The organism is Bradyrhizobium sp. LTSP885 (assembly GCF_000938305.1).
Taxonomy (GTDB): Bacteria; Pseudomonadota; Alphaproteobacteria; order Rhizobiales; family Xanthobacteraceae; genus Bradyrhizobium.
In genome coordinates, this window is sequence record NZ_JYMT01000021.1 from 338,810 (window position 1) to 357,940 (window position 19,131).

The 19,131-nt window shown below is 64.3% G+C and carries 19 protein-coding genes; 14 read left to right on the forward strand and 5 right to left on the reverse strand.

Features of this window, described 5'->3' with window-relative positions; genetic code table 11:
- Nucleotides 1-33: 33 nt before the first annotated feature.
- The 7 genes from UP09_RS38120 (at nt 34) to UP09_RS15575 (ending at nt 6,818) form a co-directional block, all read left to right on the forward strand.
- Nucleotides 34-642, forward strand: a complete 609-nt coding sequence (locus UP09_RS38120) for a class I SAM-dependent methyltransferase (RefSeq protein ID WP_210166769.1) — start codon at nt 34-36, stop codon at nt 640-642.
- A 186-nt stretch (nt 643-828) separates the two neighbouring features.
- Complete coding sequence (locus UP09_RS15550) at nt 829-1,842, forward strand: DUF4424 domain-containing protein (RefSeq protein ID WP_044539042.1); 1,014 nt, start codon at nt 829-831, stop codon at nt 1,840-1,842.
- Nucleotides 1,843-1,857: 15 nt separating this feature from the next.
- Nucleotides 1,858-2,367 (forward strand): hypothetical protein, encoded by a 510-nt coding sequence (locus UP09_RS15555; RefSeq protein WP_156164615.1) that lies wholly within the window; start codon nt 1,858-1,860, stop codon nt 2,365-2,367.
- 188 nt (nt 2,368-2,555) lie between these two features.
- Entirely contained in the window at nt 2,556-3,674 is a 1,119-nt protein-coding gene (locus UP09_RS15560) for a branched-chain amino acid ABC transporter substrate-binding protein (protein WP_044539044.1), read from the forward strand.
- Nucleotides 3,675-3,854: 180 nt separating this feature from the next.
- Nucleotides 3,855-4,865, forward strand: a complete 1,011-nt coding sequence (locus UP09_RS15565) for an OmpA family protein (protein ID WP_197082674.1) — start codon at nt 3,855-3,857, stop codon at nt 4,863-4,865.
- A 43-nt stretch (nt 4,866-4,908) separates the two neighbouring features.
- Entirely contained in the window at nt 4,909-5,946 is a 1,038-nt protein-coding gene (locus UP09_RS15570) for a hypothetical protein (protein ID WP_156164616.1), read from the forward strand.
- A 32-nt stretch (nt 5,947-5,978) separates the two neighbouring features.
- Nucleotides 5,979-6,818, forward strand: a complete 840-nt coding sequence (locus tag UP09_RS15575; protein ID WP_044539047.1) for a class I SAM-dependent methyltransferase — start codon at nt 5,979-5,981, stop codon at nt 6,816-6,818.
- 17 nt (nt 6,819-6,835) lie between these two features.
- On the opposite strand, the gene UP09_RS36990 is transcribed toward UP09_RS15575, so the two are convergent.
- Nucleotides 6,836-7,390 (reverse strand): cupin domain-containing protein, encoded by a 555-nt coding sequence (locus tag UP09_RS36990; RefSeq protein WP_082070143.1) that lies wholly within the window; start codon nt 7,388-7,390, stop codon nt 6,836-6,838.
- Nucleotides 7,391-7,538: 148 nt separating this feature from the next.
- Here UP09_RS36990 and UP09_RS15585 point away from each other — a divergent pair, with 148 nt between their 5' ends.
- Nucleotides 7,539-8,030, forward strand: coding sequence for a MarR family winged helix-turn-helix transcriptional regulator (locus tag UP09_RS15585; RefSeq protein ID WP_197082675.1), 492 nt, complete (start codon nt 7,539-7,541; stop codon nt 8,028-8,030).
- Nucleotides 8,031-8,059: 29 nt separating this feature from the next.
- On the opposite strand, the gene UP09_RS15590 is transcribed toward UP09_RS15585, so the two are convergent.
- Nucleotides 8,060-8,941, reverse strand: a complete 882-nt coding sequence (locus tag UP09_RS15590) for an NAD(P)-dependent oxidoreductase (protein WP_044539049.1) — start codon at nt 8,939-8,941, stop codon at nt 8,060-8,062.
- A gap of 229 nt (nt 8,942-9,170) precedes the next feature.
- Here UP09_RS15590 and UP09_RS15595 point away from each other — a divergent pair, with 229 nt between their 5' ends.
- From UP09_RS15595 to UP09_RS15620, 6 genes are all read left to right on the forward strand, one after another.
- Nucleotides 9,171-10,217 (forward strand): aldo/keto reductase, encoded by a 1,047-nt coding sequence (locus tag UP09_RS15595; RefSeq protein ID WP_044539051.1) that lies wholly within the window; start codon nt 9,171-9,173, stop codon nt 10,215-10,217.
- Entirely contained in the window at nt 10,217-11,089 is an 873-nt protein-coding gene (locus UP09_RS15600) for an amidohydrolase family protein (protein ID WP_245301972.1), read from the forward strand. The genes UP09_RS15595 and UP09_RS15600 overlap by 1 nt, the downstream gene beginning before the upstream one ends.
- A 120-nt stretch (nt 11,090-11,209) precedes the next feature.
- On the forward strand, nt 11,210-13,540 hold the full coding sequence (locus UP09_RS15605; protein WP_044539053.1) for a Tex family protein: 2,331 nt from the start codon (nt 11,210-11,212) through the stop codon (nt 13,538-13,540).
- A 146-nt stretch (nt 13,541-13,686) separates the two neighbouring features.
- On the forward strand, nt 13,687-14,145 hold the full coding sequence (locus UP09_RS36995) for a hypothetical protein (protein WP_082070154.1): 459 nt from the start codon (nt 13,687-13,689) through the stop codon (nt 14,143-14,145).
- A 99-nt stretch (nt 14,146-14,244) separates the two neighbouring features.
- Nucleotides 14,245-14,937 (forward strand): response regulator transcription factor, encoded by a 693-nt coding sequence (locus UP09_RS15615; RefSeq protein ID WP_082070155.1) that lies wholly within the window; start codon nt 14,245-14,247, stop codon nt 14,935-14,937.
- Complete coding sequence (locus UP09_RS15620) at nt 14,924-16,291, forward strand: sensor histidine kinase (RefSeq protein ID WP_044539055.1); 1,368 nt, start codon at nt 14,924-14,926, stop codon at nt 16,289-16,291. The genes UP09_RS15615 and UP09_RS15620 overlap by 14 nt, the downstream gene beginning before the upstream one ends.
- A gap of 1 nt (nt 16,292) precedes the next feature.
- Here UP09_RS15620 and UP09_RS15625 read toward each other — a convergent pair whose 3' ends face one another.
- The 3 genes from UP09_RS15625 to UP09_RS15635 all read right to left on the reverse strand — a co-directional run bounded on the left by UP09_RS15625 (nt 16,293) and on the right by UP09_RS15635 (nt 19,058).
- Nucleotides 16,293-16,952, reverse strand: a complete 660-nt coding sequence (locus tag UP09_RS15625; RefSeq protein ID WP_245301974.1) for a hypothetical protein — start codon at nt 16,950-16,952, stop codon at nt 16,293-16,295.
- Between the two features lie 109 nt (nt 16,953-17,061).
- A complete protein-coding gene (locus tag UP09_RS15630) occupies nt 17,062-18,399 on the reverse strand; it encodes an ATP-binding protein (protein ID WP_044539056.1) in 1,338 nt (445 codons plus the stop codon).
- The gene (locus UP09_RS15635; RefSeq protein ID WP_044539057.1) at nt 18,396-19,058 is read right to left on the reverse strand and encodes a response regulator transcription factor; all 663 of its coding nucleotides are present in this window, start codon (nt 19,056-19,058) and stop codon (nt 18,396-18,398) included. Before UP09_RS15635 ends, UP09_RS15630 begins: the two co-directional genes overlap by 4 nt.
- Nucleotides 19,059-19,131: the final 73 nt, after the last annotated feature.

Here is a 19,131-nt window from a genome sequence, read left to right on the forward strand (position 1 = left end):
TCGGTTGCGCGTCGCAAAATCCCAGGACAACTCATGGCTCCGCCTCGCTTGATCGCTCGCCATCTCGCTCACCCACGCGGCGTCTTCGGCCGTTTTGTTGGTGGCCTGATGAACCGGTACAATGGCCGGATGAATCGCTTTGCGCTGGAATTGCTCGGTGCCGGATCTTCGGATCGGGTGGTCGAGATCGGTTTTGGCGGCGGTGTCACGCTCGCCCCGTTACTCGAAAGTGCCGCCCACGTGACGGCGGTCGATCGCTCACGGGACGTGGTGGAATGGGCGCGGGCCCGATTCCGAACCATGGTCGATGACGGTCGCGCCGAGTTCCGCGTCGGCGAGGTCGAGGCGTTGCCGCTCGAGAGCGAGCAGTTCCACAAGGCTTGTAGCGTCAACACGGTTTATTTCTGGAGGTCACTGCCGGAAGGCGCGAGGGAGATCAGGCGAGTCCTCCGCAAGGATGGCCTGCTTGCGCTCGGCTTCTTGCCGGGCGAGGCGATGGCGCGCCTTGGATATCCCGAGGATATCTTCAGCTTTCGCGCTGTCGACGACATCAGGAATGCCTTGAAACAAGCCGGATTCGGAGTTGTCGAGGTCCATCGTCCCGGGCCGGATACGGCATGGGTCGTGATTGTCGCGAAATAGAGCAGAGGCACCATGCGGGAGAAAGATTACCGGGCAGCGAACCTGTTCGACCTTGCGCGTACCTATTGAAGAAGGATTGCGGTCATGTCTGCTTCCCGCATTCGATCGGGAACAACGGCTCTCTGCATTCTGGCGTGCATAGCGTCGATTGCCGCGCAACGTTGGTGAGGAGGAGTGTTAGTGTTGATGCCTCGGTTGACGAAACACGCTGTTCTGGTCCTGCTTGTCGGTTTGATGCCCTGGTGCGCGCGGGCGAACGATACCTCCGCCGCGCTGGAGACGGGTGGTCTTCGCTTCAAGCATGACGCCGATATCGAGATGCGCGCCGAGGATCTCTTCATTTCGGAGAAGCAGGTCCGGATCGTCTACAAATTCTTCAACACGTCCGCGGCCGACAAGACCATCATGATCGCCTTCCCGATGCCCGACATCGTCGGAAAGGAAGGCGACGAGAATATCGGGATCCCGACCGATGATCCCGAGAACATCTTTGATTTCCACGTCACGGTCGACGGCAAGGCAGTCTCGCCGCACCTCGAGCAGACCGCGCTGGCGAACGGCGTGGATCAGTCGGCTCGGTTGCGGAAGCTGGGAATTCCGCTGATGCCGATCAGGGGTCCCGCAGGTGAGCGCCTCGACCAGTTGCCGAAATCGAATTGGCCGGAACTGGTCAAGCTCGGCGTCGGTGCCATCGAGACTTACGGCACCGGCGGTCCGATGCAGGACCATCTGGTGCCGACCTGGACGTTGCGTTCAGCCTACACCTGGACGCAGACTTTTCCTGCCGGCCGGGAGATCACGTTCGAGCAGATTTATCGTCCGAGCGTCGGCGGCTCGGTCCAGACCATCATTGGCGCCGACAAATGGCGCGATTATCCGGACGCGCGGGGCTTTCTCGCCGCATATTGCGTCGACGACGATTTGATCCGCACCATCGAGCGGGCGCGTGCGACGAGGCAGCTTCCCTATCCGCCCTTTAGCGAACGGTCGATCGCCTATGTGCTCTCGACCGGCGCCAATTGGGCGGCGCCGATCGGCGAGTTCCATCTGACCGTCGACAAGGGTGAGGCCACCAACCTTGTCAGTTTCTGCGCCGAAGGCGTGAAGAAGACCGGACCGACACGCTTCGAGGTCCGGCACGCGAACTTCACGCCGACGGGAGATCTGAAGATCGTCATCTTCGTTCCGAACCAGAATTAGCGCATGGAGGCGGTTTTGAAGCGATCCTGGACGATTGCCTTGCGCGGGATGGTGCTTGTTCTGTGTGTCGGCGGGTTTGCCGCCCGGTCGGCGGCACAATCCACCGATCCGCATCATCCGACGGTGCTCGGCTTGGGCGTCAATCGTGCTGACATCACTAACGATGTCCCCGGCCAGTACTACACGTTCATGGCAGGGCCGGGCCATGTCGATGTCGAACTCGCCTTCAAGGAGATGGGGCTGTTCGGCAATCCGATGCGACAGCACATCAACTTCGACTTCTGGAACGCGGACGGCGTTCACTTGTCCCATATCGAGGTTGTGTCCGAAGGTGATTTTGGTCGCCGGCACACCGACGCGGATCTGCCGACGCAGCAGAGGATCAATCTGGCCGTTACGACGCAATGGGGAGCCATCAAGGTCGGCGGCTATTACGAGGTCGAGCTGAAAGGCGCCGTCGAGCCGGGGGCACCGGTCGGAGCCGACGTCAAGCCGGAGCAGTCCCAGCCATTGACGCGGCCGTAATCGCGCACGCGCGATTGCACGGACTCAAATCGTCGGCATATGTCGCATTTGTCCAATTCACTGTCGCCTCAGTCCGAGCCTCGCATCCGCGACGCGCCTAAAAGGCGGCCGCCGGATGATCGTGCCGTTCGGAACGAGTCACCGGTCGCCACGCATTGAGGCGGTCGAGACCCTTCAAGGAGAACAGGATGACGTTTTCGCTGCAACGATACTTTCTCGTGTTTGGCATGAGCCTCGCGCTATCAGGCGCGGCTCTCGCCGAGGATATCAGTGTTGCCGTGGTCGGACCGATGACCGGTTCGGAGGCGAGCTTCGGTCAGCAGTTCAAGAACGGCGCCGAATTGGCCGTGGCCGAGATCAACGCGAAGGGTGGCTTGCTCGGCCAGAAGCTGAGGCTGGAAATTGGCGATGACGCGTGCGATCCGAAGCAGGCGGTGTCGGTCGCGCAGAAAATGGCAGGCATGAAGATTCCCTTCGTGGCCGGACACTTTTGTTCGTCGGCGTCGATTCCCGCCTCCGACGCCTATGCCGAGGGCAACGTGCTGCAGATCACCCCAGGCTCGACCAATCCGCAATTCACCGAACGCGGGTTGTGGAACACGTTCCGGGTCTGCGGCCGGGATGATCAGCAGGGCATGGTCGCAGCCGCCTACATCATCAAGAACTACAGGACCAAGAACGTCGCTGTGATCCACGACAAGACGACCTACGGCAAAGGCCTCGCCGACGAGACCCGCAGCGCCATCAACGCGGCGGGCGTGAAGGAGAAGCTCTATGAAGCCTACAACAAGGGCGACAAGGACTTCACCGCGCTGGTGTCCAGGTTCAAGAAGGAACAGATCGATCTGGTCTATGTCGGCGGCTACTACGCCGAGTCCGCATTGATCCTGCGGCAGATGCGCGACCAGGGGGTCAATGCCGTGCTGATGGGCGGCGATGCCTTGGTCGACAAGCAGTTCGCGGCGATATCAGGTCCGCTCGCCGAGGGCTCGCTATTCACCTTTGCGCCTGATCCGCGCAAGAAGGTGGCCGCGGCGGCGATCATCAAGAAGTTCAAGGACAAGGGCATCGATCCCGACGGCTACACGCTCTACAGCTATGCCGCGTTCCAGATCTGGAGCGAGGCGGTCGCCCGCGCCAAGACCACGGACGCCAGGAAGGTCGCAGCGACGATCAAGGCCGGAAACTGGGACACCGTGCTCGGCAACATCACCTACACGCCGAAGGGCGACATCACCCTCATCGACTACGTCGTGTACCGGCGGGACAAGGACGGCAACTACGCGGAGCTGCCGGCAAGCCAGTAATCGCACGCCGCGGCATCGGTCCTCCTCCCTGACCGTTACAGCGGCTGCCCGGGCGCGGCCGCGCCGGCTCACAGCGCCAACGACCTCTTCCAGCCCCGAGGTGTTGGCGCTGTGGTGCCCGTCGCGTGAGGCAACCGGACCACCGTTTCAACGATGACCAGCAACCAACCGGATAGCCCGATGATCTCGAATCGACGCAAATTCGTTCACACTGCCGCATCGCTTGCCGCCGCAGCGGTGCTGGCTTTCACCGCGCAACGAGCTGCTGCGGCGGACAAGGCCGGCTGCCGCGATTTCGATGGCATGATGCGCTTCCAGAATTCCGCGATCGCGCTGTGCGATTCGAGGAATTTTGCCGAGGACACGCTGCCGACCGGCAAGATCACCGGTTTCGATTCCCACACCAACGAGGCCGAGATCGAGGCGAAGCAGGACCTCGAGGGCCGGCTCACGCAATTGCTCTATACGGTCCCGAAAGGTGCGTCCACGGCGGAGGTGTTCCGCAGCTACAAGGACTATCTGCCGTCGGCCGGCTATCGCGTGCTCTATGAGGCGAAGGGCCCCGCCTTCGGCGTGTCGCAGGGCAGCTTCTTCGAGAGTATGGGGCCGGGCGGCCAGATCGTGGGCTACAGCGCCGACCAGTCGCGTTATCTCGCCGCGGTGAAGGAAGACGGCGCAGCGAAGACCTACATCGCGCTTTACATCGTGGAATACGACGATGGCTACAACCCGGCGGTCACGGTCGAGAAGGGCCAGGTCGTGGTGCGGCTAGATGCAATTCAGACCGGTGAGCTGAAGAACGGCATGGTCCCGGTCTCGGCCACTGAAATCGCAAAGCGGCTGGAGACGTCAGGCCAGGTGATCCTGTCCGGCATCCTGTTTGATTTCAACAAGTCGCAGCTGAAGCCGGACTCGCGGCCCGCGCTCGACGAGATCGCGGCCTTCCTGAAGCAGGATCCCGCGCGCAAGGTTTATCTCGTCGGTCATACCGACAATGTCGGCGGATTCGATTCCAACATGCAGTTGTCGCAGGCGCGCGCCGACGCCGTGGCGGCCGATCTCGTCACGACCTACGGGATCAACGCAGCGCGGCTGAAGGGCCATGGCGCCGGTCCGCTCGCGCCGATCGCCAGCAATGTCACCGACGAGGGCCGCGCCAAGAATCGCCGCGTCGAGCTGATCCCGCAATAGGTTTGTGTCGGTCCCGATCGGTCAGGCAACGAAAGAGAAGGCAATGTCTCAGATGAGTGTGGCCAATGACGGCGGCGGACGCGGCAATGGCTCGGCCGAGTGGCGCGCCGGGAACCAATCCCAGGGACCATCTCATGCATATCCGTTGCTCGTCCGCGATCATGGACTGGCGACGGCGCTGAGGCTGCTGGTGGAGACCTTGCCCTATGCGCTTGCGCGATGGGGCGTCCTGCTGGCGTTCGCGGTCGCGTGCGTCGTCTGGATCGGGATCGGCGTCGGGGGCGCGGTCTGGCTTGGTGCGCACGTCGCCACGATGTTCGGCGTCTGCTGGTTGCTTGGCGTTCTCCTCGCCGGCGGATGGATCTGGGGAGCCATCCTGCGCTATGTGCTGCACATGATCGCCTGCGGCCATGTTGCCGTGCTGACGGAGTTGATCACGCGAGGCCGCATTGGTGACGGCAATGAGGGGCAGTTCGCCTATGGTCGCCGAATTGTCATGGCCAGGTTCGGCGAGGTTGCGGCGCTGTTCGGGATCAGCGTGCTTGTTCGCGGTGTCCTGAGAGCCTTTCACAATGGTCTGGATACGCTCGGCGAATGGCTGCCGACCCCGGGCGTCAGCACCATTGTCGGTCTGGTCAACACCATTCTGTCCGCGGCGACGCGCTATCTGGACAAGGTGGTGTTGTCCTATGACTTGGCGCGCGGCGGCGACGATCCCCGGCGAAATGTTCAGGACGGCCTGGTCTATTACTGCCAGAACGCCAAGCCGATTCTGACAACATCGATCTGGATGGTTGTCGTCGAGCGGAGCTTGAGCATCCTGCTGTGCCTGCTGTTGCTGGTCCCCGCCGGCTTTCTGACGATGGTGTTGCCGGACCCGATCCGGGACTACGGCGCAGTGGTCACCATTCTGGTTGCGGCCCTGCTGGCGATGACATTGCGCTCGGCGTTCATCCAGCCGCTGTTCCTGATCTGCATCATGATCCGGTTTCATGCGCTGGTCCACGATCAGCCGATCAACGCAACCTGGGTCGGCTATCTCGACGGTCTTACGGACAAGTTCAGGAAGATCACGCCCTGATGTGGTGGGTGAAACGAAGGTGGAGTGCATCGATGCAAGACACGTCCGGGTACGATCCGAACTACGTGATGGGCCGCTCCACCGCGGAGACCGACAGGCTCAAGCGACAGTCGCAGCTCTACGATGCTTCGACATGGCAACTCCTCAAGGACGCCGGACTCTCTGATGGCATGAAGGTCCTCGACATCGGAAGCGGCGCCGGGAACGTGTCCTTCATTGCGGCAAGCCTGGTCGGCGGACGCGGCCGGGTCGTTGGCGTCGACAGCAATCCCGTCATCGTCGCGGAGGCCACGAGCGCTGCTCGCTCGCTGGGCCTCAGTCAGGTTTCATTCCGCGTCGGCGACATCAACGCGATGGAGCTGGAACGGGATTTCGATGCGATCGTCGGCCGGCTCGTTCTGATCTATCTGCCGGATCCCTCGGCCATGGTTCGACAATTGCTCGACCACCTCAAGCCGGGTGGTATCGTGGCGTTTCAGGACCTCGACTGGGGCGACGGTCCAATCGCCGTTCCGCCGTCCCCGTTGCTGTCGCAGGCGTGGGGCTACGTGAAGGAGATGTTTCAGCGGGCGGGTCTGAACAATCGAATGGGATTGTCCCTGCACGGCGTTTTTGCCTCGGCCGGTCTTCGCGAGCCACGCATGAGCCTGTTTGCCCCGGCGGGTGGAGGCGCTGACTTCGATGGCTACGACTATATGGCGAGTGGATTGCGCAGCAATTTGCCTCACATCGTCAAGCTTGGCGTCGCAACCGAAGAGGACGTTGCCATCGACAGCTTTGCCGAGCGGCTGCGCGCGGAAGTCGTCGCATCAAAGGGCGCGTTTGCACTTCCGACCTTTGTCGGAGCCTGGTCGCGAAAGGCTTCTGTTTGAACGTGCGGTGACGAAGATCAAGGACCGGTTTGAGCGGAGCTCTCGACGCCGCGGCCGGGCGACGGCACCTCGTAGCCGCGCAAACGGCCGATCATCGCCAAAATTGCCAGCACGGGGTGGAGCAGCCATTGCGGGCCGGCGAGGCGGAACACATCTCGGTAGGCCGTCAAATAGATGCCCATCACGAGCAACGGCGGCATTCCATCGCGATTTACGCGTCCCTCGCGCTGCAGCCGGTCGAGCGCAGTGAACCACTCGTGGGTTCGCCCGGCAGGCGTTGTCGTCCAGATGGCGCGCACGGGCTCGTCGCCCACGCTCCACATTTTATGGGGCGTGCCCCGTGGGATCACGAATATCGCCCCGGGACCGAGCTCGCGCACCTCGCCGTCGACGTCGACGCGGAACTGTCCCGCCATAATCTCGAAGCGCTCGTCCTGCCCGGGGTGCAGATGCGCCGGCGGCGGTCGTCCGCCCGGGGTGTACACCGCTTCGACCACGAGCTGGCCGGGACTGTGCTCGCGGACCGTGACTGACTCGTGCGGGGTGAGCTTAAGTGATTGAGATGTTGTCATTCTTTTAGCTCTACTGAGAGTAATCTGCAAAAAAGTAGCTTTGTAAAAAGTAATTCATTGCACGGGTTTATTGCGGTATTTGTGTGGCGCCATTCACTTCGAGGGAGTTCGAGCCGGTGCCGCGATGACTGACAAACACCAAGACCATTTGGATCAGTTGGTGTCGCAATGGCGTGTCGTCCGGCCGGACCTCGAGGATGTCGAAGCCATGGCGGTGGTGGCGCGCTTGCTGCACGTGGCGCGGCTGATCGGGGAACGCCTTGCCGCTCACGCGGCCGAACATCAGCTGAGCGTCGGCGAGGCCGATGTGCTGTTCACGCTGCGACGGGCCGGACCGCCGCATTTGCTCTCCCCCACGCAGATCGCGTCGTCGCTGCTGGTCGCAACCGGCACCATGACGACCCGCCTGGACATACTTGAGTCACGCGGCCTGTTGCGGAGGTTGCCCGATCCCGAAGACCGTCGCGGCTTGCGGATCGAGCTCACGGCGAGCGGGCTGCAACTGGTCGATGCGGTTGTCGGCGAGCACCTCGGACGCGAACGAGACCTGCTCGCCGTTTTGAACCCGCGGGAGCGGCAGCAGCTGGTGCAGGCAACGCGAAAGCTGCTCGCCCAACTCGAAGCGCCGGCGGCCGGATAGATCAGAGACGTCGGCTGGTACTCTTGCGATCAGGCCGGCTTGGCCCAGTTCTGGTACATCGCGAGCAGGGCGACGATGTCCTGGCCGCGAAATCCTTCGGCCAGTGCGAGCGCATAGAGTTCGCGGGTGGTCGAGGCCGAGGGTGTCGGCATGTGGGTCACGCGCCCGAGCTCGATCCCGAGCGCCAGATCCTTCTCGCCGAGCTCCATCTTGAATCCCGGCGCGAAGTCACCCTTGAGCGCGTTCGGAAAGCGCTTGGTGAAATGATGGGAACGTCCGCCGCTGACCGACAATACGTCGTACAGTTTGTCCGGTTCGACACCCGCGGCGACGCCCAACGCAAACGCTTCCGCGGCGACCAGCACGTTGCCCATCGACATCATGTTGTTGACGATCTTGACGATCTTCGCGGTGCCGACCGGGCCGGTGTATTTCCAGTCCGCGCCGAGCAGCTTGAGCACAGGTTCGGCGCGCGCCACCTCGGCCTGCTCGCCACCGACGATCAGCACCAGTTTGCCGGCACGCGCCTCGTTGGGGCTGCCGCTGACCGGGCAATCGACCACGGCAAGGCCGCGCGCGGAAGCGGCGGCGCCGACCTGCCGCATCGTCTGTGGGTCGATGGTGCTCAGTTCGATGCACAATGTGCCCGGGGCTGCGTGTGCCACGATGCCGTCGGCGCCAAGCCAGGCTTCGTTCACCGCCTTTGGATCAGGCAGGCTGGTCAACACCAGCGTCCGCCCGGCGAGGGCGTCCGCGATGCTCGACGTCATCTGAAAGCCATCCCTGGTCAGGCGGGCGCGCTGCTCAGCGCTGACATCGAAGCCAGTGACGTCGAGGCCGGACTCGCGGAGGCGTCCCGCCATCCCTGATCCCATCTGCCCCATTCCGATGACCGCGACCTTCTCCGACATGCGCACTTCCCTGAATGATTGTGTTGCCGATTATGTTGAGTTGCCATCTGGCACGATCCCGTCGTGCGCAGCCAGTCCCGGGATGCAGGGGCGGCCGCGGTCACCGCATGAGACCCGCGATATCATTTTTGGCGCGCGGACAGGGGCCCTTGGGCGGCCCTTGGCATCGGAATGGAAAAGGCTTTAGTCTCTGCACAAGCAAGAAGAATTGCGGACGAGGCGCCAGGCGATGAACCCACAGCAATCCTCCGGGACAGCGGTCCCGGCTCTTCCACGTCGCAGGCTGGGACGAACCGGGCTCGATGTTTCCGTCCTCGGCTTCGGAACCGCGCCGCTCGGCGACCTGTTCGGGCTGCTGGATGACGCCACCGCGATATCTGCGGCGGAGCGGGCGTTTGCGCTCGGTGTCAACCTGCTGGATTCGTCGCCGCTCTACGGGCATGGCCTGGCCGAGCACCGCTCCGGCACCGCGCTTCGCCGCCTGCCGCGCGACGAGATTGTCGTCTGCACCAAGGTCGGGCGCTGGATGGACCCGTTCCACGAACGCGGCTCCGGCTCGAATTTTGTCGGCGGGGCGCCGCACCGCGCCGTGGTCGATTATTCCTATGACGGCACGATGCGTTCGGTGGAGCAGTCGCTGCTGCGGCTGGGTACCGACCGGATCGAGCTCTTGCTGATCCACGACGTCGACGTCTGGACCCATGGCGCGGATGCGATCGAGGCGCGGTTTCGCGAGGCGATGGAGGGAGCTTATGTCGCGCTCGACAAACTCCGCTCCGAGCGCGTCGTCAAGGGTATCGGGATCGGCGTCAACGAGGCCGAGATGTGCGTGCGTTTCGCCAAGGCCGGAACGTTCGACACCATGCTGCTCGCCGGGCGCTATTCGCTGCTGGAGCAGCCGGCGCTGGCCGAGTTCCTGCCGCTCGCGCAACAACAGAACATCGGGATGATGCTCGGCGGCGTGTTCAACTCCGGCATCCTGGCGACCGGCGCGGTCGCCGGCGCCAAATACAATTACAAGGATGCGCCGCCCGACATCATGCAGAAGGTGGCGCAGATCGAGCGCGTCTGTCGTGCGCATGCCGTGGCCTTGCCGACCGCCGCGCTGCATTTCGCGCTGGGCCATCCGGCGGTCGGCAGCCTCGTGCTGGGCGCGCAGACGCCGCAGGAGGTCGAGCGCAACGTCACTGCGCTGTCGTCGCCGGTGCCGTCAGCGCTGTGGCGCGACCTGAAGGCCGAGCGGCTGCTCGACGCGGATGCGCCGGTGCCGGCGTGATGCGGATCGATTCGCATCATCACGTCTGGACGGTGGCGCGCGGCGATTATGGCTGGCTGACGCCGGATCTCGTGCCGCTCTACCGCGACTTCGGCCTCGCCGACCTGATGCCGCATCTCGATGCCGCCGGAATCGAGGGGACCATCCTGGTGCAGGCCGCGCCGACCGAAGCCGAGACGGCCTTCATGCTCGACGTCGCCGAGCGCGCCGAAGGCGTCGCCGAGCGTGCCGAGATCGTGCGTGGCGTGGTCGGCTGGATCGATTTCGATGCTGAAGATGCCGTGGCGCGGATCGACGCGATCGCGGCGCGCGCGCTTGTCGTGGGCCTCCGGCCGATGGTGCAGGATATCGCCGATGACGACTGGCTGCTGCGCCCCGCGCTGGCCGAGCAGTGTGATGCCATGGCGCGGCATCGCCTGGTGTTCGACGCGCTGACGCTGCCGCGACATTTGCCGAGACTCATACAGGTGGTCGACCGCCATCCCGGCCTGCAATTCGTGCTCGACCATTTCAGCAAGCCGCATCTCGCGACCGGCGAGATCGCGGCCTGGAAGGACGACATCGCGAACCTCGCGGCGCGGCCCAACATTGTCTGCAAACTATCGGGCCTGGTGACGGAGGCCGCACCCGACTGGCAGGTCGGCGATTTGCGTGACGCGGTCGATCATGTGATTGCGCAATTCGGGCCGCAGCGCATGCTGTGGGGCAGCGACTGGCCGGTGGTCAATCTCGCCGGCGGCTATGCCAAATGGTTCGCGGCCGCCGAGACTCTGCTGGCCGGCTTGGCACCGGACGACAAGGCCGCGATCTTCGGCGGCAATGCGGCGCGTGTCTATTTGTCAAGCCGCGGACGGCCAACATCCCGAAAATAAGCGCGCGCGGTACGCCAAATTTGATCCACAGTGCGCCTTGATGAATCAAGCTAGGATGGTCCATAAGCGGCGTCCCGCGGCCGGCCGTTCGGTTGCGTGACAGGTTGCAGAGAGAACAGCGTGGCAAAGATCCATCAGAAGATTGCGCAGGAGCTGGGGGTTCGCGACGAGCAGGTCGAGGCGACGGTGACGCTGCTCGACGGCGGCGCGACCGTCCCGTTCATCGCGCGATACCGCAAGGAATTGACCGGCGCGCTCGATGACGCGCAACTGCGCACGCTGGAAGAGCGGCTGACTTATTTGCGTGAGCTCGAGTTACGCCGCACCGCCATCCTCGAATCGATCCGCGAGCAGGGCAAGCTCGATGCCGCACTCGAAGCCCAGATCATGGCCGCCGACAGCAAGGGGCGCTTGGAAGACATCTATCTGCCGTACAAGCCGAAGCGCCGCACCAAGGCGGAAATCGCCAAGGAGGCTGGCCTCGAGCCGCTGGCAGAGATGCTGCTGACCCAGCCCACGAACGATCCGAAGGAGGTCGCCGCCCCCTTCGTCAATGCCGAGAAGGAAGTCGCCGATGTCGCCGCCGCGCTCGATGGCGCGCGCGCGATCCTGGTCGAGCGCTTCGCCGAGGACGCCGACCTGATCGGTGCCTTGCGCGAGATGATGTGGTCGAACGGCGTGATCATTTCCACGGTGCGCAAGGGCAAGAAGACCGAAGGCGAGAAGTTCAAGGACTATTTCGATTTCAGCCAGGGGCTGCCGAAATTGCCCTCGCACCGTATCCTGGCCATGTTCCGCGGCGAGAAGGAGGAGATCCTCGATCTCACCATCAAGCCGGAAGCCGAGGCACCGGTGGCCGGCGTGCCCGGCGCCTATGAGCTGCGGATCATGAACCGCTTTGCGGTCTCCGACCAGGGACGCAAAGGCGACAAGTGGCTGATGGAGACAGTGCGCTGGGCGTGGCGCACAAAAATTCAGATCCATCTCAACATCGATCTGCGGATGCGGCTGTGGACCGCGGCCGAGACCGAGGCCGTACGCGTATTCGCTTCGAACCTGCGCGACCTGCTGCTGGCGGCGCCGGCCGGCGCGCGCGCCACCATGGGGCTCGATCCCGGCTTCCGTACCGGCGTCAAGGTCGCCGTGGTCGATGCGACCGGCAAGGTGCTGGCGCACACAGCGGTGTTTCCGCACGAGCCGCAGCGGCGCTGGGACGAAGCGCTGGCGATGCTCGGCAAGCTCGCGGTCGAGCATCGGGTCGAGCTGATCGCGATCGGTAACGGCACCGCCTCGCGCGAGACTGACAAGCTCGCGACCGAACTGGTGCAGCGGCTGCCCCATCTGAAGATGACCAAGATCGTGGTCTCCGAGGCCGGCGCGTCGGTCTATTCAGCCTCGGCGTTTGCGTCGGAGGAGTTGCCGGAACTCGACGTCACCATCCGCGGCGCGGTGTCGATCGCACGGCGCCTGCAGGATCCGCTGGCCGAGCTGGTGAAGATCGATCCCAAGGCGATCGGCGTCGGCCAGTACCAGCACGACCTTGGCGAGGCCAAGCTGGCGCGTTCGCTCGATACCGTGGTCGAGGATTGTGTGAATGCGGTCGGCGTCGATGCCAACACCGCCTCGGTGCCGCTGCTGGCGCGGGTGTCGGGCATCGGGCAGGGGCTTGCGCAAAGCATCGTGCAGCATCGCGACACCAACGGCCCGTTCAAGTCGCGCAAGGCGCTGAAGGAGGTGCCGCGGTTAGGTCCGAAGGCGTTCGAGCAGTGCGCCGGCTTCCTGCGCATCACCAATGGTGAGGACCCGCTCGATACCTCAGGCGTGCATCCGGAAGCCTACCCGGTGGTGCGCCGCATCCTCGAGGCGACCAAGAGCGACATCAAGGCGCTGATCGGCAACGCTGACGTGGTGCGCCAGCTCAAGCCGCAGACCTTCGTCGACGACACCTTTGGTCTGCCGACCGTGACCGACATCCTGCGCGAATTGGAAAAGCCAGGCCGCGATCCGCGCCCGGCGTTCAAGGCCGCGGTGTTCAAGGAGGGCGTCGAGGAGGTCAAGGATCTGAAGAAGGGCATGATCCTCGAGGGCACCGTGACCAACGTCGCCGCGTTCGGCGCCTTCGTCGACATCGGCGTGCACCAGGATGGCCTCGTGCACATCTCGGCGATGTCGAAGACCTTCATCAAGGACCCGCGCGAGGTGGTGAAGCCGGGCGACATCGTCAAGGTGAAGGTGCTCGACGTCGAGGTCGCGCGCAAACGCATCGCGCTGACGCTGCGCCTCGACGACGAGGTCGGAGCGAAGAAGGACGCCGGGCCGTCGCGCGACAATTCGCGTGCGCCGGCCAAAATGTCATCATCGGCCCCGCGCAAGCCGACTGAGCAATCCGGCGGCGGCGCGCTCGCCGAAGCGCTGCGCCGTGCCGCCGAGAAGAACGGCCGCGCCAAGTAGGCGTACGCTTGCTCGCTGAAACTAAACTCGGTGTCAGAATCTGGCGCATTTGTCAGTTGAAGTGCGTCGCCGGTTTGCGTCTTCTCATCCTCCTCGTCTTGCGGCGATGCGACTTCCGCCGCAGGTCAATGAAGGAGGCTCTTTCGATGACAAACAAACTCTTCACTTGCCTCATGGCGGCGGCGATCGGTGCCACCATTGCGCTTGCACCATCGGCTTTCGCCAGAGGTGGTGGTGGTGGCGGCCATGGCGGTGGTGGCGGCGGACACGGCGGCGGCTTTGGTGGCGGCATGCACGGCGGCGGTTTTGGCGGCGGGATGCGTGGCGGCGGCGGGATGGCCTTTGCCGCTGTCGGCGGCGGGCATTTCGGTGCCGCGCATGTCGGTGGTCCGCGTTTCGCGGGCGCACCGGCCTTCGGACCGCGCTTTGCCGGCGCCGGATTCCACGGCGCGCATGGCTTGCACCATCACGGCTTCTTCCGCCACCACCGCTTCTTTGCCTTCGGTGGCCCATACTATGCCGGCACCTACGACGATTGCTGGCGCCGGACAGTGACGCCCTACGGATGGCAGTGGGTCAACGCGTGCGGGGATGGTTGGTACTGACGCCGCACCGTTGTCGCGGTCGCCGCCAGGCGTTTCCATCCAGCCCCGGAATGGGATAGTCTGGTGGCGGCCGTCGGGGTGTTCGGAGAGTTCAAGATGATAACCGGAGCCCACCGCCGCATTCTCGTCGTCGAGGACGATCCGGAAACTGCCGGCCAGCTCGTCGAACAGCTCACGAGCAGCGGCTATGACGTCGATCTGGCCGCGAACGGACGCGAGGCGCTGAGCCACGGCGCGGCGCGCGATTATGCCGTGATTACGATCGATCGCATGCTTCCTGACATCGACGGCATCGCCGTGATGCGCCAGATGCGCGACGACGGCATCGCGGTGCCGTTCCTGATCATCAGCGCGCTCGGCGAGGTCGACGACCGGGTGCGGGGCTTGCGCGCCGGCGGCGACGACTATCTGGTCAAGCCGTTCTCCTTCGTCGAGTTGCTGGCGCGCCTGGAGGCGCTGGGCCGGCGCAGCGAGACCGTCGCCAAGGAGACCATTTTGCGGGTCGGCGATCTCGCGGTCGATCTGATCGCGCGGACGGCGAGCCGCGGCAGCCGCAGGATTCCGCTGCTGCCGAAGGAGTTCCAGCTGCTCGAATATCTCGCGCGGAACGAAGGCCGCGTGGTGTCGCGCGCGATGCTGCTGCAGCACGTCTGGGATCTGCATTTCGATCCCTCGACGAACATCATCGATGTCTATGTCGGCCGCGTGCGCCGCAAGGTCGACGACCAGCAAGCCTATCCGCTGATCCATACCATCCGCGGCATCGGGTACTGTCTCCGTGCTCCTGGCTAAGACCCTCAAATCATCGACATTCCGCCTGGCGCTGATCGCCATCGGCACCTTCGGCCTGATCGCCTCGGCGATCTTCGCCTATGTCTACTGGTCGACGGCCTCCTATGTGCGCAGCCGCGCCGATCGCACGATCATGGCCGAGCAAGCGAGCCTGCGTGACGTTTATACGCGGTCCGGGCGCGACGGATTGATCGCGCTGATCGCGCAGCGCGTCGCGGACAAGGGCTTCGCCGATCATATCTACCTGCTGGTCGGGCCCGGACCTGTGGCGCTCGCCGGAAATCTCACACAGTGGCCGGACGGCGCCGCGGAGCAGGGATGGAGCGAGTTCCGCGCGCCGGTGCCGTCATCAGCCTCGGCCAACCCGCTGGTGCGTGGTGTGACCGAGACGTTGGCGCGCGGCGATCGGCTGCTGGTCGGCAGCGACATCAGCGATCTCGATGGCTTCACCGCGCGGATCAGGGCGGCGGCGATCGCGGTTATCGTGCTGATCTTCATGCTCGCGGCCGGCGCCAGCATCGGGGTGACGCGGCGTACGGTCGGCCGGATCGAATCCATCAATGCGACCAGCCGCGCCATCATGCTGTCCGGCCTCGACCAGCGCATCCCGCTCCGCGGCAGTCGTGACGAATGGGATCGTGTCGCCGAGAATCTCAATTTGATGCTCGACCGCATCCAGACCCTGATGGGGGATGTGAAACAGGTCGGCGACAACATCGCGCACGATTTGCGCACTCCGCTGACCCGCATGCGCGGGCGGCTGGAGAAAGCCTATCACGGTCCGCGCAACGGCGATAACGACGCGGCGCTGATCGGCGATACCATTGCCGATCTCGATGCGGTGCTCGGCATGTTCGCATCGATCACGCGGATTTCCGCCATCGAGACCCACGCCCGCAAGGATGCGTTTCGGACCGTCAACCTCGTCGAGATCGCAAGCGAGGTGGTCGAACTCTACGACGCCGCGGCCGAGCAGGATGCGACCCGTCTCGGTCTCGCCGGCGACCCCGAGGTGCTGATGACCGGCGATCGAGATCTGCTATTCGACGCGATCGGAAATCTCGTCGACAATGCCATCAAGCACGGCCGCGCCGGGGGACGCGTGACCGTGACCTGCGACAACGGCGAGGGTGGCGCGGTGATCGCGGTTGCCGATGACGGTCCCGGCATTCCCGCCGACCAGCACGACCACGTCTTCAAGCGCTTCTATCGGCTTGAGCGAAGCCGCTACACGCCGGGAAATGGCCTCGGCCTCAGCCTCGTTGCCGCGGTTGCGAGCCTGCATGGCGCGCGGATTGAGCTGCACGACAACGCGCCAGGACTGCTGGTCAGACTCTGCTTTCCCGGACATTGATTCAAAAGGTGAACAGAATGGACACGTACCAGGAGTAGCGATCAGTCTCATTCGTATTCTCGACGCCCCGCCTGACGTAACCCAGCAGATGATAGTTGTCGTCCAGATCGTACCGCCAGCCGACGCCGAGGCTGGTCGTCGCCGGTGTGCCGTGTGCATCGGCAGTCTGATGAAAAAGTTCGGCGCCAAGCTGAAGCTTGGGCAGGACCTGATAGGTGACGACCGCACCCAGTTCGCAAAAGTCCGCCGCGCGGATGTCGCTGAAGACGCATCCGCCGCCGCCGAACGCGGACCATCCGCCGCCCCAGTCCTTCTGCACCCACACCGGCAGCAATACGGACGCATGGTTGTCGCCGATCGCGGTCGAGCCGCTGGGCAGGAAGACGCGCGGGAAGATGCTGACGTCGAGGCCGAACGCATCCTGATGCAGAAAGCGGTATTTGGCCGCGAGTTCGACATTGCTCATGCCGATATTGGTGCCGCCGCCGGCGATGTGCTCAAAGCCCGCAGGCAGAGTGGCCGTGAGTTGCAGGTCGGGCGCTGCACCGTAATTGAAATCGATGCCGCTCTCACCCGCCGTGCCACTGTGCGTCGTTGTTCCGGTGTTGAAAGTGTAGATCTCGAAATGACCGGGGTCGGTCGGTTCGGGATCGTCGGACACGTAAGGGGGACCGGCGACGGCCGGTTGCGAAAGCACCAGGCCAACACACGTCAGCAAGCCGACCCAGTTCGCGCGGCAATGCGACGTCAGCCGCCGAAGCCGCTTGCGCTTACGCGGCACCAGAAACCTCGTTTGGCCGATCGGCCGCAAGCGGCAGACGAACCGTCACGCGCAGCCCGGAGCGATCAGATCCGGTAATGTTTTCCAGCGCGATCTCGCCTGCGAGCCCTTCCACGACGCGCTTCACGATCGACAGGCCGAGACCGCTTCCGTCTCCCTCCGGGCTGGAGCCGCGAAAGAACGGTTCGAAGATTCGCTCCAGGTCCGGGGATGCGATGCCGGGGCCGGTGTCCTCGATCTGCAGGATCGCCGCCTCATCCTGCCTGTAGATGCCGATGTCGATGCGTCCCGCGCGCGGCGTCAGGCGCAGCGCGTTGTCGAGCAGATTGCGCACCATCGTCGCGAGCATCACTGGTTCGCCCCGTACCATGTGGGGTTCGACAAGCTGGAAACCGAGATCGATCCCACGATCAAGCGCCTGCGGCAGCAGGTCGGCGACGACTTGCTTGACGGCACTGTCGAGCGCGATCAACGGCATCTCGCCTCGCTCGGCCGGCGCCGCCTCATACCGTGCCAGCGCAAGCAATTGCTCAAGCAGATGCTTGGTGCGCTGCATGCCCTGCTTGAGCGCGGCAACGCGGCCGCGTGCTTCCTCGGGAAGATCGACCGATCCGAGGTTCTCCGCCTGCAGGCTGAGTGCGGTGATCGGCGTCCGCAATTCATGGGCGGCATCGGCGACGAACCGCCGCTGCTGATCCACCAGCAGGCCTACTCGCACCAATAGTCCGTTGATGGAGTGGATGAAGGGGTGCAGCTCGCTCGGTGTGCCGGCCTGCGGCAGCGGAGTGAGGTCGTCGGCGCGCCTTGCGTCGAGATTGCCGGCCAGCCGGACCATCGGCCGCAGCGAGTGCGCGACCACGATCGCCGTGACCAGCATCAGGCAGGGAATCAGCGCGGAAATCGGCAGCAGCGTGCGGAACGCCATCTCGCGTGCCGTATCATCGCGAACCGCGGTCGGCTGCGCGACGGCGAACCGGCTGCCGTCCGGTCGCGTCCGCAACAGCAGACGGATCGGCTGCCCCTTTCGCATGACGACCTGCAGGCCATCCTTCAGGCCGAACAGTTGACGGTCGTCGGCCGGGCCACGCGGTGTCGCTCCGAGCTCGATCAGCCAGACGTCAGTGTCCTCTTCAACGCCCAACAGAGGCCGGCCGGAGGAAAAGCTGCCATTCTGGGCCAGGCTCGCCAGCTGGATCAGGACCGAGTCCTGTAGCTCCGCGGCCTCGCGGAACGCCCAGCGGTAGACCAACAGGCCGCCGGTGGCGCCGGTCAGGATGATGATTGCGGTCAGCCCGAGGAACAAGCGGCCGCGCAGTGACCTGATCATGACGTGCGATCCACCATCCAGCCGACCCCGCGTACGTTGCGGATCGCGGTCGCTCCGAGCTTCTTGCGGATGGTGTGGATCAGGAACTCGATCGCGTTGCTCTCGACCTCCTCGTTCCAACCATAGATCTGCCGCTCGAGCTCGCTGCGCGCCAGGATCGTTCCGGGCCGCGCCAACAGCGCCTGCAGCAGCGCGAACTCGCGCGCGGTGAGCAGCGCGCTCTCGCCCGCAAAAGACGCCTCGCGCGTCGCCGGGTCGAGACTGAGCTTTCCATTGTGCAGAAGCGGGGCGGCGCCGCTGCCCTCGCGCCTGAGCACGGCGCGCATGCGCGCCAGCAATTCGCGGATCTCGAAGGGCTTGACCAGATAATCATCGGCACCGAGATCGAGCCCCTCGATCCGGTCGTCGATGCTGTCGCGCGCGGTCACGATGATGACGGGCAGCCTGCGGTCAAGCGCACGCAGCCGCCGCAGCACCTCACGGCCGTCGGCCTTCGGCAGCCCGAGATCGAGCAGCGCAAGCTCATACGCTTCACTTTCCGCCGTATCGATGGCGGTCTTGCCGTCGGTCACCCAGTCGACCGCGTAGGCTGCGTCCTTCAGCGCCTGCTCGACGGCCGCGCCGATCATCCTGTCATCTTCGATCAGCAGAACGCGCATCCCTGGATCCTCATCCGCGGCCGGAACCGGGCCGCCCAACTCTTATGCGCCAGACTTAGCGCAGACTTAGGGC

Coding starts and splice junctions, on each gene's coding strand:
- UP09_RS36990 (WP_082070143.1), bottom strand. CDS start 7,390: ATGACAACATCTCAATCACTTAAGCTCACCCCGCACGAGTCAGTCACG.
- UP09_RS15600 (WP_245301972.1), top strand. CDS start 10,217: ATGCGGATCGATTCGCATCATCACGTCTGGACGGTGGCGCGCGGCGAT.
- UP09_RS15570 (WP_156164616.1), top strand. CDS start 4,909: ATGTCTCAGATGAGTGTGGCCAATGACGGCGGCGGACGCGGCAATGGC.
- UP09_RS15590 (WP_044539049.1), bottom strand. CDS start 8,941: ATGTCGGAGAAGGTCGCGGTCATCGGAATGGGGCAGATGGGATCAGGG.
- UP09_RS15575 (WP_044539047.1), top strand. CDS start 5,979: ATGCAAGACACGTCCGGGTACGATCCGAACTACGTGATGGGCCGCTCC.
- UP09_RS36995 (WP_082070154.1), top strand. CDS start 13,687: ATGACAAACAAACTCTTCACTTGCCTCATGGCGGCGGCGATCGGTGCC.
- UP09_RS38120 (WP_210166769.1), top strand. CDS start 34: ATGGCTCCGCCTCGCTTGATCGCTCGCCATCTCGCTCACCCACGCGGC.
- UP09_RS15560 (WP_044539044.1), top strand. CDS start 2,556: ATGACGTTTTCGCTGCAACGATACTTTCTCGTGTTTGGCATGAGCCTC.
- UP09_RS15565 (WP_197082674.1), top strand. CDS start 3,855: ATGATCTCGAATCGACGCAAATTCGTTCACACTGCCGCATCGCTTGCC.
- UP09_RS15595 (WP_044539051.1), top strand. CDS start 9,171: ATGAACCCACAGCAATCCTCCGGGACAGCGGTCCCGGCTCTTCCACGT.
- UP09_RS15635 (WP_044539057.1), bottom strand. CDS start 19,058: ATGCGCGTTCTGCTGATCGAAGATGACAGGATGATCGGCGCGGCCGTC.
- UP09_RS15550 (WP_044539042.1), top strand. CDS start 829: ATGCCTCGGTTGACGAAACACGCTGTTCTGGTCCTGCTTGTCGGTTTG.
- UP09_RS15630 (WP_044539056.1), bottom strand. CDS start 18,399: ATGATCAGGTCACTGCGCGGCCGCTTGTTCCTCGGGCTGACCGCAATC.